This window comes from Hymenobacter telluris (genome assembly GCF_017313265.1).
In the GTDB taxonomy this organism is placed as follows: domain Bacteria; phylum Bacteroidota; class Bacteroidia; order Cytophagales; family Hymenobacteraceae; genus Hymenobacter; species Hymenobacter telluris.
In genome coordinates, this window is sequence record NZ_JAFLQZ010000001.1 from 276,666 (window position 1) to 291,490 (window position 14,825).

Genomic DNA, 14,825 nt, shown 5'->3' on the forward strand with positions numbered 1-14,825 from the left:
ACCTAAACTGAAATGCCCACCATCCTCGATAAAATCATCACCCATAAGCGCCAGGAAGTGCTGGACCGCCAGGCGCTGGTGCCCGTGAAACTGCTGGAAAAGAGCCTGTACATGGATGCGCAGCCGCTCAGCCTGCGGCAATACCTGCTGCGCGACGACCTCAGCGGCATCATTGCCGAGTTCAAGCGCAAGTCGCCGAGCAAGGGTGTTATCAATGCCCACGCGCCAGTGGAACGCACCACGCTCGGCTACATGCAGGCGGGTGCTTCCGCCCTGTCGGTGCTGACGGATAGTGAGTTTTTTGGCGGTAAGAACGAAGACCTGACCGTAGCGCGGCGCTATAATTTCTGCCCGATTCTGCGCAAGGATTTCGTGGTAGACGAGTACCAGATTCTGGAAGCCAAGAGCATCGGGGCCGACGCCGTGCTGCTCATTGCGGCCGTGCTGACGGGCGAAGAAGTGCTGCGCTTGGGTCGTTTTGCCAAAAGCCTGGGCCTGGAAGTGCTCCTCGAAATCCACAACGCCGAGGAACTGGACAAGACGCTGCACCCTGATGCCGTGAGCCTCGTCGGCGTCAACAACCGCAACCTCCACGACTTCTCCGTCAGCCTCGATACGTCCGGCGAGCTGGCCCAGCGCATCCCCACCGACTACGTGAAAGTGACGGAAAGCGGCCTAAGCTCCGCCACCGACATTGAGGCGTTGCGCGCCGTCGGGTACCGTGGGTTCCTCATCGGCGAAACATTCATGCGCCATAGCCGCCCCGAAAAAGCCTGTGCTGCCCTCGTGCAGCAGCTCCGTACCACCGAAGCCATAACGTTGTTATAAAGCGAATTGTAGCGCCAAAGTCACCGTTTGCTCAGCCTAGTCATGAACCCAGTAACTCCCTATTTGAAAGTCTGCGGAATGCGGCTGCCGGAAAATCTGGCGGCCGTGGCGGCCCTGCAACCCGACTTTCTGGGGTTTATCTTCTATCCGAAGTCCAGCCGCTACGTGGGCACCCAGCTAAGCCAAGTGGATTTGGCCGCGCTGCCAGCCGGAATTCGGAAGGTAGGCGTGTTCGTGAATGAAACCGTGGACACGGTGCTGGCGCGAGTAGTGGAATTCGGGCTGGACTTGGTGCAACTCCACGGGCAGGAAACGCCCACCGAATGCGCCCGGCTGCAAGCCGCTGGCGTATCGGTTATCAAGGCGTTTTCGGTGGGGGAGGAGTTCAATTTCGAGGTGCTGCAACCGTACGTAGGCCACGTTGATTACTTTCTTTTCGACACCAAAGGCGCGCAGCCTGGCGGCAACGGCACCACCTTCAACTGGAACTTGCTGGCCACTTACGACTTACCGGTACCGTATTTCCTGGCGGGCGGCCTTGGCCTAAAGGAAGCAGAGGCGTTGCGGAACCTGCGCCTGCCGGGCTTGTTTGCCCTGGACCTGAACAGCCGCTTTGAAATTGAGCCCGGCGTAAAAGATGCCGGACTGTTGAAACAGATGTTTACTAGTTTACGAACCTGACGTAGGTTCTCGCAGGGTTTCGCAGGGTAAGGCGCAGGGTTGCGCAGTGCACTGACGGATACAAAACCCTGCGAAACTCTGCGCCTTACCCTGCGAAACCCTGCGAGTTATGACTCCTACCACCTATAAAGAACCCACTGCTCGCGGCTACTACGGCCAATTCGGCGGTGCCTTCATCCCCGAAATGCTCTATCCCAACGTGGAAGAGCTGCGCTCCACCTACCTCACCATCCTCGCCGACCCCGAGTTTCAGCGCGAGTATCAGCAGCTCCTGCGCGATTTTGTAGGGCGGCCCACGCCGCTGTTTGAGGCCAAGCGGTTGTCTAAGAAGTACAACACGCGCATTTTCCTGAAGCGCGAAGACCTGTGCCACACCGGTGCGCACAAAGTCAACAACACGGTGGGGCAGATTCTGCTGGCCCAGCGGCTCGGCAAAACCCGCATTATTGCCGAAACCGGGGCCGGCCAGCACGGCGTAGCCACGGCCACCGTGTGCGCCCTGATGGGGATGGAGTGCATCGTGTATATGGGCTCAGTGGATATGGAGCGGCAGCGGCCCAATGTGGAGCGCATGCGCCTGCTCGGGGCCGAAGTGCGCCCCGCCACCAGCGGCAGCCAAACCCTGAAAGACGCCACCAACGAAGCCATCCGGGACTGGATTTCCAACCCCGTTGACACGCACTACATCATCGGCTCGGTGGTGGGCCCGCACCCATACCCCGATTTGGTGGCGCGCCTACAGGCCATCATCAGTGAGGAAATGCGCAAGCAGCTGCTGGAAAAAACCGGCTCCGAGCTGCCGCAGTACGTGGTGGCCTGCGTGGGTGGCGGCTCCAATGCGGCCGGCGCGTTCTACCACTTCCTCGACGAGCCTTCGGTGAAGCTGGTGGCGGTGGAAGCGGCCGGGCACGGCATCACCTCAGGGCATTCGGCGGCCACATCGGTGCTGGGCAAGCCGGGCATCATTCACGGTTCGCGCACCTTGCTCATGCAGGACGAAGACGGCCAGATTACCGAGCCCTATTCCCTGTCGGCGGGGCTGGATTATCCGGGTATTGGGCCGTTGCATGCGTATCTGGCGGCGGAAGGTCGGGCGCAGTTCATTTCGATTGAGGACGAGCAGGCGCTACGTGCCGTGGCGGAATGCAGCCGGCTGGAAGGCATCATTCCGGCCCTGGAAACCGCACACGCGCTGGCAGCCCTCGGGCAGCTCGGCGCCGGCCCCGACGACGTGGTGGTTATCAACCTCTCCGGCCGCGGCGACAAAGACCTGGAAACGTACATGAAATACGCCGACACTATTCACTAATTTCTCGCAGAGGTCCGCAGAGGGTTACGCAGAGGTTCGCAGAAGAACGACCTCCGCGAACCTCTGCGTAACCCTCTGCGAGCCTCTGCGAGAAACACCTCATGAATCGTATTCAACAAGCCTTCGAAAAGGAAGGCAAGCTGCTCAATATCTACTTCACGGCAGGCTACCCCGCCCTCGACTCCACGGTGCCGATGTTGAAAGCCCTGTCGAAGGCCGGCGCCGACCTCATCGAAATCGGGATGCCCTTTTCCGACCCGCTGGCTGATGGCCCGGTGATTCAGCAGAGCAGTACGGTGGCCTTGCAGAACGGCATGAACATGCGCGTGCTATTCACGCAGCTGAAAGACATCCGCCAGGAAGTGCCCGAAACGCCAATTTTACTGATGGGCTACCTAAACCCGGTGATGCAGTTTGGGGTGGAAAACTTCTGCCGCGAAGCTGCCGCCGCGGGCGTGGATGGCGTGATTCTGCCCGATTTGCCGCTCGATGACTACGTGGACGAGTACCAGGAAACGTTTCGGCGGTACAACCTGAAACCGGTGTTTCTGATTACGCCGCAAACCGCCGAAGCCCGCATCCGCCGCATCGACGAGCTGACGGATTCGTTTCTGTATCTGGTATCCGGGCCCGGTACTACGGGTGGCGCCAACACCCAGGCGGTCGGCGTGCAGGAGGCCTATTTCCAGCGCATCGAGGCCATGCAACTCCGCAACCCCCGCCTCATCGGGTTCGGCATTGCCGACAAAGCCTCTTTCCAGCAAGCCTGCCAGTACGCGGAAGGCGCCATCATCGGTTCGGCCCTGATTAAGGCGCTGGATGGAGCCGATGATGCCCCCGCCGCCGCCGCCCGATTCGTTTCTTCCGTCTTGAATTAACTGAGACAAGAAAACGGTCATGCTTCGACAAGCTCAGCATGACGTTCTTTAGTTAAACCCCACCACATGGTTATCCAACTCGACCCTCACATCACTGAAACCGCTAAAGCGGATATTCTGGCCCACATCAAGGCGCTGAAATACCAAGCCACCGACGTCACCACCCAACGGGCGCACTATCTGGTGGCCATCGGCAAAGCCGATTTCGACCTGCGCACCATCGGCCAACTGCCCGGCATCCTCGACATTCACCGGGTATCCGACCCTTATAAGCTGGTGAGCCGCAAATGGCGCGTGCGCCCCACCGTGCTTGACCTCGGCGAGGGAGTGCGCATCGGGGAAGGCAACCTGACGCTGGCCGCCGGCCCGTGCAGCATCGAAAACGAAGCCCAAATGGAGCTGATGATGCAGCATCTGCTTGATAACGACGTGCGCATCATGCGGGGCGGCGTATTCAAGCCCCGGTCGTCGCCGTATGCGTTTCGGGGGCTGGGCATGGATGGGCTGAAGCTGTTCCACCAGATGGCCCGGGCCCGCGGCATCAAAATCATTACCGAGGTGATGCAGGTGTCGCAGGTAGAGGAAATGCACGACTACGTGGACGTGTTTCAGGTGGGCGCGCGCAACACCCAGAACTTTAACCTGCTCGATGCACTGGGCGGTGTAGATAAGCCGGTGATGATTAAGCGTGGTATTTCCGGTACGCTGGAAGAGTTGCTGTCGTCGGCGGAGTACGTGTTTTCGGGCGGCAACGAAAAGCTGATTCTGTGCGAGCGGGGCATCCGAACCTTCGAAACCGCCAGCCGCAACACCCTCGACCTGAACGCCGTGCCCATTCTTAAGGAGAAAACCCACTTGCCCGTCATCGTGGACCCCTCGCACGGCATCGGCATTCGGGAGTACGTGCCCACTATGGCCCTGGCGGGCCTGATGGCCGGCGCCGACGGCATCATCTACGAAGCGCACGAGAAGCCCGAAGAAGCTGCTTCCGACGGCGCCCAAACCTTGAATTTCGAGGAGTCGGCGCGCCTGATTCGTAACCTGCGCAAGGTGTACGCCCTGCGCCAGGAGTTGGAATAGGGTGGTTTTTCGTTGTTGGTTTTTCGTTATTCGTGGGCAATACTCCGCGTACCAACGGTCCTTGTTTTATGGCTGAATACCAAAGCCGAACAACGAAAAACCAACAACGAAAAACGAACCATGACTTTCACCTTTAGCGCATACAGTAGCCTGCTGCTGCCATTTTTCCTGCAAGGAATAGTGGTGAGCGTGGTGCTACTGACGCGCGGCCGGCGGCACGGTTCCACGGCCGATGGGTGGCTGGCGTTGCTGTTGCTGCTGCACACGGTGCGGCTGGCGCAATGGATGCTGGGGTTTGCGGGCTGGTACGACGCGCACAATGCGCTGTCGACGTTCATGTTCTATTTTCCGTTCAGCAACTGGCTGGCGCTAGGCCCCGCGCTGTACTTCTATTTCCGCAGCCTAACCAACCAGGAATTCCAATTTAGTGGCCGCCATTTGCTGCATTTTTTGCCGGCACTACTGTATCTGGCGTGGCGGCTGGTGGCGGTGGGGGTAGATGTGGTATGGGCGCATGGTGTGCGCGGGTTGCCGTATCCGTACCATTTCGGCACGAAAGGGCAGTTGGCAGCCATGCAGGAGGGGCTTAGCTTCTGGGTGGAAGTTGTGGGCTCCGTATCGGTGGCGTGGTATGCCTGGCTGACGCTACGCGAATATTGGCAGTACCGCCGCTACATCAACAACTACTTCTCGGATACCGAACAGATTCGGTTTGTGTGGCTGCGCAACTTGCTGGTGGCCATGCTGCTAGGGGTGGGTATTACCTTCCTGTTCTCGGTGGTGGACGTGAGCGTGCTGCCACTCAATTATTACCAGGCGTGGTACGAGTTCCTGGCTACCGGCATCCTCATTTACTTTCTTAGCATTGCCGGCCTGCTCACCAACGACCGGCTGGCCGTTCCCCTTCAGTTTTGGCCTGCTTCTGCCCCAGCAGAGTCGCTAGCCGTTACCATAGCGCAAGTGCCTCAGCAAGTACCGCCGCCTGAAACAGCTGGCGTGCCGTCCGTTGCCGAGGGCGCAGTTGATGCCCCTTCCCCCGCGCTGATACCTGAGCCGGTATCCGCCACCGATGCTGCCGACCCGGATTTGGCCCGCTGGGTTGCTCGGCTAACCAAACTCATGGACACCGACCGTCCGTACCTGGCCCCCGAGCTGACTTTGCCGCAACTGGCCGCCCAAGTAGGCACCAATACTTCGGTGCTCTCGCGGGTTATCAATACGGGCTTCGGGCAGAACTTCAACGACTATGTGAATGAGTACCGGGTGCGCGAAGCCGAGCGCCTCCTCCGCGACCCTCGGTACCAGCAGTACACCTTGCTGGCCGTAGCGCTGGAATCGGGGTTCAACTCGAAGTCCACGTTCAACCGGGTGTTCAAAAAACTGCGTGGAGCCACCCCCAGCGAAGTGGCAACTGGGCTCAAACCATAATTTGGCACGTCCCGGAAGGTAATTCGGGGCGCTTGGGGTAGGGGGGGAGGGTTCCTTTGGGTTATTGTTTCACCAACCCAACCCCTTCTTCCAATGCGTACTTCTGGTGTAGTTCGTTTTCAGGCCTCGGTGGCTTTCTTGGCTGGTTTGCTCTTGCTCACTGGTGCGAGCCGGGGGACTGTTTATTCTGATTTATTTATTGAGCCGGGCCAGCAGTTTGTGCTGGGCGGTGGGCAGCCGGGCATTTTTCAGGTGGCTGCCCGCAACGTGGGGCAGGCGGCAGTGGAAGTGCGGGAACGAGCGGCTGACGGCACTGTTACCAACAAAGGAACGCTCCTGCCCAAGCAGAAAACTACGCTACGTTTTGCTGCTGGATCTGCGGCCGTGCTGCGCAACACTACTAGCACCAAGGCCAACCTCAACCTGCGCATCACCGGCCCGACGGGCCTGAATATGAGCACCGAGAATACTCGGAAATAAATGGCGGTTGCCACCTGTATTCTTTTACCTGTTTATATCCAGCCCGTCATGAAAAAGCTATTGTTTGCCGCCCAGCCCTTCCCGTCTTATCTGGCAGATGCTGCCTGGCTTTTGTTCCGTTTGCACCTCGGCCTGTCCATTGCCATTGGGGCCGGCTGGTCGAAGCTCGTCAACCTTACCACCACGCACGAAGCGGCTAAACTAGCCACTGGCTCTGCCCCGTTAGGTCCGCCCGACTGGTTTGTGCAGCAGGTTGCCAACCTGGGGTTTACGTATCCGTCACCATATATGTGGGCGTGGCTGGCCGCCTGGGGCGAGTTTGCGGGCGGCCTATTGGTGGCGCTGGGGCTGCTTACGCGCTGGGCCAGCCTGCAACTGGCCGTGCAGTTTCTGGTTATTGCCTTTGTATGGTACGAAGCCCCCGAGCCTGTTTTGGGCATGTATTATCAGCAGTTGCTTTTCTGGGCGTTCGTGCTGGTGACAGTAGTTGGTGGTGGCCGGTACTCGCTGGACTATTGGTGGTTGCGCGGCAGTGGTAGTTCCCGTTTCCTGAATCGGTTGGTGGGCCATGCACCAGTTCAGGTGGTAACGATGCTCCTGGTTGTACTGGGTGGTTCGGTGGCTGCCCAAACGCCAACGGCTTCCAACAAGGTAACTATGCCAGAGCTGCAAGCCGTTGTGCAGCAGTGGGATGGCACCCTAACGTACCTCGACTACAAAACTCAAAAGCAAGTCTCGCTGGTAACTACCCTGAACGGAATGCAGTCTAAACCGCGGGAGTTGGTGCTGGACTTTATTTACCGGGAGCCCGAAGGCGGCCAAGTGAAAGGCTACGATAAAGTGCAGCTAGCCGCCGATGGATTGAGTGTGACCTGGGACGGAATACCAATGCGCATCGTGCGTAAAACCCGACTTCCTAACCAAGAGCTGAAACTGGTGCTCGAAGGCCGAGGCCGTGATGATAACAAAGATTGCTTGATCAGAAAGACCGTTATGCTAGGGGTAAGACAGTTTACTATCGTAAAGGAAGTTAAATACGATAATAATGAAGGTTTTATCACACGGAATACATACGCCTTTCAACAAAAACAGCAATAGAAGCGAAACAGCCACTCAGATAGCTACAACAAAGAGTAATAATTGCAGAAGCCTGCTAATTGATAGGGGGTAATATGGAAAAGGCTGATATTTTATGGCAACTACCATCTTTTTGAATAGGTTGCTGTTGAATGTAATGTGTAATATTTTGGTTTAGGGGTAAAAAATATAGGTACGCCAAATGCAGCTTGTTTGTTAAAACCTATATATTTGCCAACATGATGTCGCACCAGCTAATGAAGCAAGTCTGCCTATTTAATATTCGTCCCGCGCGGGACGGAGTCGGGCTACTTTGCCGGTACGGGAGCTAACAGCGAAATGCTACTTATCCTCTGAAACCTTATAAAGCCCGACTCCTTCAACAAGGAGCCGGGCTTTTTTCTTCCTACTATCCATGTTACAGCAACACTACGACCGGTACACCACCCAAGACCAGCTGGTTTGGAAAGTATTGTTCGACCGCCAAACCGCTCTGCTCCACAAGCGGGCCTGCCAGGCCTTCGCCGACGGTTTGCAGCGCATTGGGTTCCACCGCAACGCCATTCCCAACTTCGAGGAAACCAGTGAGCGGCTGCGCAAAGCCACCGGTTGGCAGCTGGAGCCCGTAGCGGGTATGCTTAACGATGCCGAATTTTTCGGACTGCTGGCGCAACGCAAGTTCCCCGCTACCGTCTGGATTCGCTCTATGGAGCAGTTCGACTTCATTGAGGAACCCGACCTGTTTCACGGCGTATTCGGGCACGTGCCGCTGCTGATGGACAAGGCCTTTGCCGATTTTCTGCACTTCCTCGGGCACGTGGCAGCGCAGCACCTCGACGATGCAGTGGCTTTGAAGCGGCTGGAACGGCTGTATGGTTTCACAGTTCAGTTCGGGCTGGTAGAGGAAAACGGCAGCACCCGCATGTACGGCGCCGGTTTGCTGTCGTCGTCGGGCGAGATTCACCACTGCATTGCCGATGCCAGCACCCGCCGCCCCTTCGATTTGGGTACGGTGCTCGATACGCCTTACAGTGAAGAACACCTACAAGAGCAGTACTTCGTGCTGCCTAATTGGGAGCAGCTCACGGGCAGCGTAGCCGAACTAGCTGCTTTGTTGGCCTCTGACTATGAACTAAAGCCGGGAAAGCAACTGGTTGAAATCCCACGAAATAACAAGTAATAGCAGAGCCAAGCCGGTGGGCGGCGTTGTTGAACTGAAAGTGTGGCAGCAGGAGGGGGGATACTATTACTGATGTTGCATGCAGGTCGAGGGTGCAGTAACCCGCCCGCTGGCTTGACTTCTGCTCTGTCTGCTGCTACGGTATAGGGGTATGCCGTAGCAAATGCAGCAACAAAAACGCCCGTTGGTTTAGGCCAACGGGCGTTTTTGTTGCTGGAAAAAAGCTGCAACGGAAGTTGAAAGCTTAGCTTTTTAGCTTGAAATTCTTTTTCAGGTACGCCACGGATAGTGCGTGCGCATCGTCGCCGAAGGCTTTGTTGTACTTGGGGTTAGATGGGTTGGCAAAGGCGTGGTCGGCATCGTAGCTTTTGATGGTAACCTTCTTCTTGGCGGCGGCCATATCCTTCTGGAACTGGGCTACCACTTCGGGGTTGATCCACTTGTCTTGAGTGGCAAAGATGCCTAACACATCGGTATTAAGCGTTTTGAGCTTGGTTACGTCCTTTTCGGGCATGCCGTAGTACATCACGCAGCCCACGGCCTGCTTGCCGGCCAGTAGTGCGGTTTGCAAGCTCCAGCCGCCGCCAAAGCACCAGCCAATACTAGCCACCTGGGCCTGCGGGCCAGCATATTGCACGGCACCTTTCACAATGGCCTGCGCCCGGTCGGTTTTTACGGCTTGCATGTACTTGCCGGCTTCGTCGGGGGTGGTGGCTACCTGGCCATCATAAAGGTCGAGGGCAATAACGTTGACGCCGGGGAGGTCTTTGGCGAATTGGGCGGCTTCCTGCTTGATGTAATCGTTCAGGCCCCACCACTCGTGAATCACAAACAGATACTTGTTGGATTTGGTAGCACTCTTGATTTCAAATCCTTTGCCGGTTTTGCCATCGGTGGTTTTGAATTCAATAGTTTGTCCTTCACCCGCGTACGTAAAGGGCAAGGGCGCATCATGGCCACCCGAGAAATCCTCGTTGGTGGCGAGCATGGCAAAAGCCTCCGTGGCATTCGGGCCGGCTGGCTTGGCGCAGCAGCTCATGGTCGTTTGGGCCGAAGCCACGGTAACAGCGCTTAGCAATGCCGCGCAAAGAGTCCAGAGTTTTTTCATGAGAAAGGAGAGAAGGGTAAAAGCAAAACGCCCGATTACCTGACTGCGGTAGTAACACAAGTCGATGGTAACCGGGAGTCAGTAACTGGCAAACCAAGCAATAGTTTGGTGCCAACCGCAATTAGGAAGCCGTGCGCACCACGGCCCGCAGTTCCGTAAGCAACGCGTAGAGGCCCACGTACGTGCGGTTCAGGTAAATGAAGTGCTCGGAACCGCGCGGCTCCCGTTGTTGCCGCAACTCGGGCTGTTGCATCAGGTCGTCGCCGAGGGCGTAGAGGGCCTGCATGTACGAAGGGTCGCCGAAGTCGAACACCGGTTGCCGGAACGGGCGGCCTACCAATTCCAGCGAGGCCTGCATGGTATTCACGTAGAAATCCTGCCGGGAAGTTTCATCCTCGGGGCGCAGAATACCGGCTTCGGTGAGCAGCTCTGTAAGGCGGGTGCGGTTGGCGAGGGTTTCGGGGGTGAGCAGGTCGGTGAAGAGGCGGTGCACATCGGCGGGTATTTCCTTCACGCAGCCGAAATCCAGTACGCCAACTGTGCCACCGGCTTCGGTGCGCAGCAGGAAGTTGCCGGGGTGCGGGTCGGCGTGGACCATGCGCAACTCGTTGAGCTGGAACATGTAGAAGTCCCACAGGGCTTGCCCGAGCTGGTTACGTACTTCCTGGGCGGGGGCAGTTAGCAAGAACTCCTTGAGGTGCTGGCCGGGCAGCCAGTCCATGCTCAGGATGCGCGACGACGACAAAGCCGGGTAATACGTGGCAAATTCCAGATGGGGCAGCGCGGCGCACTGCGCAGCAATGGCTTGGCCGCGCCGTAGTTCCAGGGCGTAGTCGGTTTCCTCGATGAGCCGCGTTTCCACTTCCTGCAAATACGGCCGCACGGTGGCTTCATCCAGCCCCAGCACCCGCAAGGCAATAGGCTTCACCAGCCGAATATCCGAGCGGATACTGTCGGCCACACCGGGGTATTGTACCTTCACAGCCAGCGCCTTACCCTCTTTGCGCGCGAAATGTACCTGCCCGATGCTGGCCGCCTGCCGGGCGTTGATGTCGAACTCCTCGAACACCTCAAACGGCGACTTGCCAAACGCATCCCGGAACGCCTTCACCACCAGCGGCCCCGACAGCGGCGGCGTCTGGTACTGGGCCTGGGCGAACTGGTCGGCGTAGGCAGTAGGCAGCAGGTTTTTCTCCATAGCCAGCATCTGGGCTACCTTCAGCACCGAGCCTTTCATCTCGCTCAGTGTGCCGTATAGCTCGGCTGCGTTGGCTGCGTGCAGATTCTCGGTGGTGCTTTCAGCGCCTACGGCGCGCTTGGCGTAGTGCTTCACGTAGTTGGCTCCCACATTCAGGCCAGTGCGCGCGAAACGAGCCGCCCGCGCTACTTTGGTGGTGGGCAGCGAGGAAAGGGCATTGCTTTCGGTGAGTTCGGACATGGAGGAATATAAACAAGTCATGCTAAGCTCGTCGAAGCGTCTCTACCGCGCTAGTATGTGATTTACTTTGGCGGGAGAGATGCTTCGGCTGCGCTCAGCATGACGGGCAACGGTAACTTGAAAATAAGCGGTGCGCTAGCGCCGCCGACGGTGCAGCAGGAACCGCACGAAATCGGTGGCGGAATCCAGCGTGTTGCGGCCAACCAAATCAAAGCTCAGCGTTACGGCTTTTTCGATGGCGGCATCAGTCTGCTCGAAGTTGATGCTGTCGTCTTTGGCGAAGAAGCCGAGCACGAATAGCTGCTGCTGCCAGAAGAAGCGCGGGTAACCATCCTGAATAAGCTGGCGGGTAGCTATTTCGTCGGTACGGCGGCCTTCGCGCAGAATTTCATCCACGAAGTCTTCAAACTCCTGCCGGAAATCGTCGAGGACGCGGGGCGTGATGCCGGGCATGCGCGAGAGGGAGCGGCGCAGGGCATTGAGGGCGTAGCTGCGGTTGCGCTTCAGAATTTCGATGAGCGTATAGTAGAAAGCCAGAAGCTTTTCGCGGGCGCCGTATTGCTCCCACACCGGCTCCTTGGCCGCCGTGGCCCGCGCCTCGCGGCCAAAATCGGCCCACAGCTCCCGGTCAATGGCATCGAAGTTGGCGTAGTGCAGGTAGAACTCCTGCTCGGGCAAACCCAGCTTCTGGGTAAGCTTGTACACCGAAGCTGGCGTGCGGCCTTTGTTCAACACGTAGTCGAGGTAGGCTTGTTTGATTCGGGCTTTCGGAGAGGCGGCCGTTTCGGGGGCTACTTGGGGCGAAGGTTGCTGTTCCATAGTAGTGGTATAACCACGCAAGCAGCCAATAAGTTGAGCTTACTGCCAGTAGAGTAGCCCCCGAGCCAAAAATTATGTATTGCTGTCCGCCGCTTATCCTGCCGCGGCTTGAAAGGCTGCCCGTAAGGTGCTGATGGCCCGTTCGCGCGCAAACTTGTGGTCTACGATGGGCGCTGGGTAGGTGCTCGTACCGTACTCAGGTACCCATTTCTTCACGTAAGCTAAGTCGGGGTCGTACTGCTTGAGCTGGCTTTCGGGGCTATACACCCGGAACCACGGGGCGGCCACTACCCCGGTACCCGCCATCCACTGCCAGTTGCCCACGTTCTGGCTCATATCGTAGTCGAGGAGCTTGTCGGAAAAATACCGGTCGCCCCAGCGCCAGTCAATCAGCAAGTGCTTTACCAGAAAACCCGCCGTGGCAATGCGGGCGCGGTTGGGCATGTAGCCGGTTTTGTTTAGCTCCCGCATGCCCGCATCTACCAGCGGATAGCCCGTACGGCCTTCGCACCAGGCTCGGAACTCGTCTTCGTTGTTGCGGTACGGCACGTGGCGCAGGCGGGGCGCGTAGCTTTCGGTGGCGGTGTTGGGGTAATGCCAGAGCAACATCATGAAGTAGTCGCGCCAGATCAGCTCGGCCAGCAGCTTGGGGTTCAGCGTTTTGGCCTGTAGCATCAGTTCCCGCACGCTCAGCGTCCCGAACCGCAGGTGCACCGAACGGCGCGTGCTGCTATCTACCCGGCCGGGCTTGTCGCGCGTGAGGTGGTAGTTGCGCACCAGTTCTTCGGCGGGCAGTTCGGCAGCAGGCACAAATTGGTGGCACTCCTGAAACCCCATGTCGGCCAGCGTGGGCCGGCGCGGGGCATTGGGCAGCTTGGCCAGCGTTTCGGGCCTGAACAGTGCGGCGGAAGGGTAGGGTTGAAGCTGCTCGTCGCGCACAGCTTCCAGCCAGGCTTTGCGGTAGGCCCCAAACACCTTGGCCGGCTTGCCCGATTTTCCAAGCAACTCGTTTTTGGCGAAAATCACCTGGTCTTTCAGCGCGTGAAACTCGGCGCCGTGCTGCTGGCACAAGTTGGCTACGGCCGTGTCGCGCTCCGTGGCGTAGGGCTCGTAGTCTTCGTTGGTGTATACTGCGGCTACTTCATAAGTGGTTAGCAGCTGCTGGAACACCTCCAGCGGCCGCCCGTAGAACGCCAGCAGCTGGCCCCCCGACTGGGCCGTTTTACGCCCTACTCGCTCCACCTCTTCGTAAATAAAGGTCACCCGCGCATCTTGGCGGCTGGGCAATAAATCCAGAATTTCCCGGTCGTAGATAAAAAGCGGCACCACCGGAAAGCCACTTTGCAAAGCAGCCGTCAGGCCGGCATTGTCGTGGATGCGTAGGTCGCGCCGGTGCCAGAAGAGCGTAATTTTCATGTAGTGCTTAGTTGTTGGTGCTTGGTGCATAGTTGCTTATGCACTAATGTGCAGAATTGCTGCGTAGGTTGAAACAACCCAGCTACCAACTACTAAGCACCAGGCACCAACAACTAGGCACTAAATTACTTCAACCGGCCCATACCGCCATCTACCGGCATCACCTGGCCGGTGATAAACGAGCTATGGTCGGAGAGCAGGAAAGAGGTCATATAGGCGAGGTCCTGGGGCTGACCGATGCGCTGCAACGGGTGGCGTTTGGCCCCGGCTTCCGCTTTTTCGGGCGTGTTGAGCAGGGCGGCGGCCAGCGGCGTATCGGTCAGGGACGGAGCCACGGCATTCACGCGGATGTTGCTGGCGGCGTACTCGGCGGCCAGGGCGCGGGTGAGGCCTTCTAGGGCCGCTTTGGCAGTGGCAATGCTGGCGTGGAAGCTCATGCCCGTGTCGGCGGCTACCGTGCTGAACAGCACTACGGAGGCCCCATTGGCTTTTTTCAGGCGCTTCATGGTGGCTTGCAGCACCTGCACGGCACCCAACACGTTCAGCTCGAAATCAGCCCGAAAATCATCCACCGGAATCCGCTCGAAGGGCCGCAGCTTGATGCTGCCAGGGCAGTATACCACGCCGTGCAATTCGTCGGGCAACCCGTCCAGGGCGGCGCCAATCGGTTGGGTGGCGTCCAGCTCCACGAAGGTGGTGCCCAGCTCAGCCAACTCTGGCGAAAGGTAGCGCGAAGCCGTGTAGAGGTTGCAGTTAAGCTTTTGCAGCAGCTGAGTTGTAGCCAGCCCGATACCCGAGGAGGCCCCGACGAGCAGGATGTTTTTGTTGGCGAATTCCATGTGGAAAGTTGGGAGGAAAAGACGCCCTTACAACTCAACGGTGCGGGTAAGGTTTGCGCGTGGCAGCGGGTAGGTACCGTAAAATTCAGTGGTTAGAAATCGTAGATTCCTGATTTTCGGAAAATGGTACTACCTGTGCCTGCCATATTTTGGGCGCGACTAGTGAAGGATTGAAAGCCCAAATAAAGAATAGCGAATTTTCGCTATTCTTTATCAACTTCTTTACTAGCTTGCTACGCGCATTTCTTTTCCATTCACATACTG

At 58.0% G+C, this 14,825-nt stretch carries 14 protein-coding genes; 9 read left to right on the forward strand and 5 right to left on the reverse strand.

Going from position 1 to position 14,825, the window contains the following annotated elements; genetic code table 11:
• Positions 1–12: 12 nt before the first annotated feature.
• The 9 genes from trpC (at position 13) to J0X19_RS01145 (ending at position 8,941) form a co-directional block, all read left to right on the forward strand.
• Positions 13–828 (forward strand): indole-3-glycerol phosphate synthase TrpC, encoded by an 816-nt coding sequence (gene trpC, locus J0X19_RS01105; protein ID WP_206980037.1) that lies wholly within the window; start codon positions 13–15, stop codon positions 826–828.
• A 42-nt stretch (positions 829–870) separates the two neighbouring features.
• Entirely contained in the window at positions 871–1,509 is a 639-nt protein-coding gene (locus J0X19_RS01110; RefSeq protein ID WP_206980038.1) for a phosphoribosylanthranilate isomerase, read from the forward strand.
• 109 nt (positions 1,510–1,618) lie between these two features.
• Positions 1,619–2,818: a tryptophan synthase subunit beta gene (gene trpB, locus J0X19_RS01115; protein WP_206980039.1), complete on the forward strand. Its 1,200-nt coding sequence runs from the start codon at positions 1,619–1,621 to the stop codon at positions 2,816–2,818.
• Positions 2,819–2,919: 101 nt separating this feature from the next.
• Positions 2,920–3,696, forward strand: a complete 777-nt coding sequence (trpA, locus tag J0X19_RS01120; RefSeq protein WP_206980040.1) for a tryptophan synthase subunit alpha — start codon at positions 2,920–2,922, stop codon at positions 3,694–3,696.
• Between the two features lie 66 nt (positions 3,697–3,762).
• Positions 3,763–4,776, forward strand: a complete 1,014-nt coding sequence (gene aroF, locus J0X19_RS01125) for a 3-deoxy-7-phosphoheptulonate synthase (protein WP_206980041.1) — start codon at positions 3,763–3,765, stop codon at positions 4,774–4,776.
• Between the two features lie 120 nt (positions 4,777–4,896).
• A complete protein-coding gene (locus J0X19_RS01130; protein ID WP_206980042.1) occupies positions 4,897–6,204 on the forward strand; it encodes a helix-turn-helix domain-containing protein in 1,308 nt (435 codons plus the stop codon).
• 93 nt (positions 6,205–6,297) lie between these two features.
• A complete protein-coding gene (locus J0X19_RS01135) occupies positions 6,298–6,684 on the forward strand; it encodes a hypothetical protein (protein ID WP_206980043.1) in 387 nt (128 codons plus the stop codon).
• A gap of 48 nt (positions 6,685–6,732) precedes the next feature.
• Entirely contained in the window at positions 6,733–7,782 is a 1,050-nt protein-coding gene (locus J0X19_RS01140; RefSeq protein ID WP_206980044.1) for a DoxX family protein, read from the forward strand.
• Positions 7,783–8,176: 394 nt separating this feature from the next.
• On the forward strand, positions 8,177–8,941 hold the full coding sequence (locus J0X19_RS01145; protein ID WP_206980045.1) for a phenylalanine 4-monooxygenase: 765 nt from the start codon (positions 8,177–8,179) through the stop codon (positions 8,939–8,941).
• A gap of 244 nt (positions 8,942–9,185) precedes the next feature.
• On the opposite strand, the gene J0X19_RS01150 is transcribed toward J0X19_RS01145, so the two are convergent.
• The 5 genes from J0X19_RS01150 to J0X19_RS01170 form a co-directional block, all read right to left on the reverse strand.
• Positions 9,186–10,049, reverse strand: a complete 864-nt coding sequence (locus tag J0X19_RS01150) for a dienelactone hydrolase family protein (protein ID WP_206980046.1) — start codon at positions 10,047–10,049, stop codon at positions 9,186–9,188.
• Between the two features lie 121 nt (positions 10,050–10,170).
• Entirely contained in the window at positions 10,171–11,487 is a 1,317-nt protein-coding gene (locus J0X19_RS01155) for an ABC1 kinase family protein (protein WP_206980047.1), read from the reverse strand.
• A 135-nt stretch (positions 11,488–11,622) separates the two neighbouring features.
• Positions 11,623–12,306 carry a TetR/AcrR family transcriptional regulator gene (locus tag J0X19_RS01160; RefSeq protein ID WP_206980048.1) on the reverse strand — a complete coding sequence of 228 codons (684 nt, stop codon included), beginning with the start codon at positions 12,304–12,306 and terminating at the stop codon, positions 11,623–11,625.
• A gap of 93 nt (positions 12,307–12,399) precedes the next feature.
• Positions 12,400–13,722, reverse strand: coding sequence for a cryptochrome/photolyase family protein (locus J0X19_RS01165; protein ID WP_206980049.1), 1,323 nt, complete (start codon positions 13,720–13,722; stop codon positions 12,400–12,402).
• Positions 13,723–13,847: 125 nt separating this feature from the next.
• Complete coding sequence (locus J0X19_RS01170) at positions 13,848–14,561, reverse strand: SDR family NAD(P)-dependent oxidoreductase (RefSeq protein ID WP_206980050.1); 714 nt, start codon at positions 14,559–14,561, stop codon at positions 13,848–13,850.
• Between the last annotated feature and the right edge of the window lie 264 nt (positions 14,562–14,825).

Excerpts from the sequence above, each read along its gene's own strand:
- J0X19_RS01145 (WP_206980045.1), top strand. The coding sequence starts at position 8,177 with ATGTTACAGCAACACTACGACCGGTACACCACCCAAGACCAGCTGGTT.
- J0X19_RS01165 (WP_206980049.1), bottom strand. The coding sequence starts at position 13,722 with ATGAAAATTACGCTCTTCTGGCACCGGCGCGACCTACGCATCCACGAC.
- J0X19_RS01150 (WP_206980046.1), bottom strand. The coding sequence starts at position 10,049 with ATGAAAAAACTCTGGACTCTTTGCGCGGCATTGCTAAGCGCTGTTACC.
- trpB (WP_206980039.1), top strand. The coding sequence starts at position 1,619 with ATGACTCCTACCACCTATAAAGAACCCACTGCTCGCGGCTACTACGGC.
- J0X19_RS01135 (WP_206980043.1), top strand. The coding sequence starts at position 6,298 with ATGCGTACTTCTGGTGTAGTTCGTTTTCAGGCCTCGGTGGCTTTCTTG.
- J0X19_RS01130 (WP_206980042.1), top strand. The coding sequence starts at position 4,897 with ATGACTTTCACCTTTAGCGCATACAGTAGCCTGCTGCTGCCATTTTTC.
- J0X19_RS01160 (WP_206980048.1), bottom strand. The coding sequence starts at position 12,306 with ATGGAACAGCAACCTTCGCCCCAAGTAGCCCCCGAAACGGCCGCCTCT.
- aroF (WP_206980041.1), top strand. The coding sequence starts at position 3,763 with ATGGTTATCCAACTCGACCCTCACATCACTGAAACCGCTAAAGCGGAT.
- J0X19_RS01155 (WP_206980047.1), bottom strand. The coding sequence starts at position 11,487 with ATGTCCGAACTCACCGAAAGCAATGCCCTTTCCTCGCTGCCCACCACC.
- trpC (WP_206980037.1), top strand. The coding sequence starts at position 13 with ATGCCCACCATCCTCGATAAAATCATCACCCATAAGCGCCAGGAAGTG.
- trpA (WP_206980040.1), top strand. The coding sequence starts at position 2,920 with ATGAATCGTATTCAACAAGCCTTCGAAAAGGAAGGCAAGCTGCTCAAT.
- J0X19_RS01140 (WP_206980044.1), top strand. The coding sequence starts at position 6,733 with ATGAAAAAGCTATTGTTTGCCGCCCAGCCCTTCCCGTCTTATCTGGCA.
- J0X19_RS01170 (WP_206980050.1), bottom strand. The coding sequence starts at position 14,561 with ATGGAATTCGCCAACAAAAACATCCTGCTCGTCGGGGCCTCCTCGGGT.
- J0X19_RS01110 (WP_206980038.1), top strand. The coding sequence starts at position 871 with ATGAACCCAGTAACTCCCTATTTGAAAGTCTGCGGAATGCGGCTGCCG.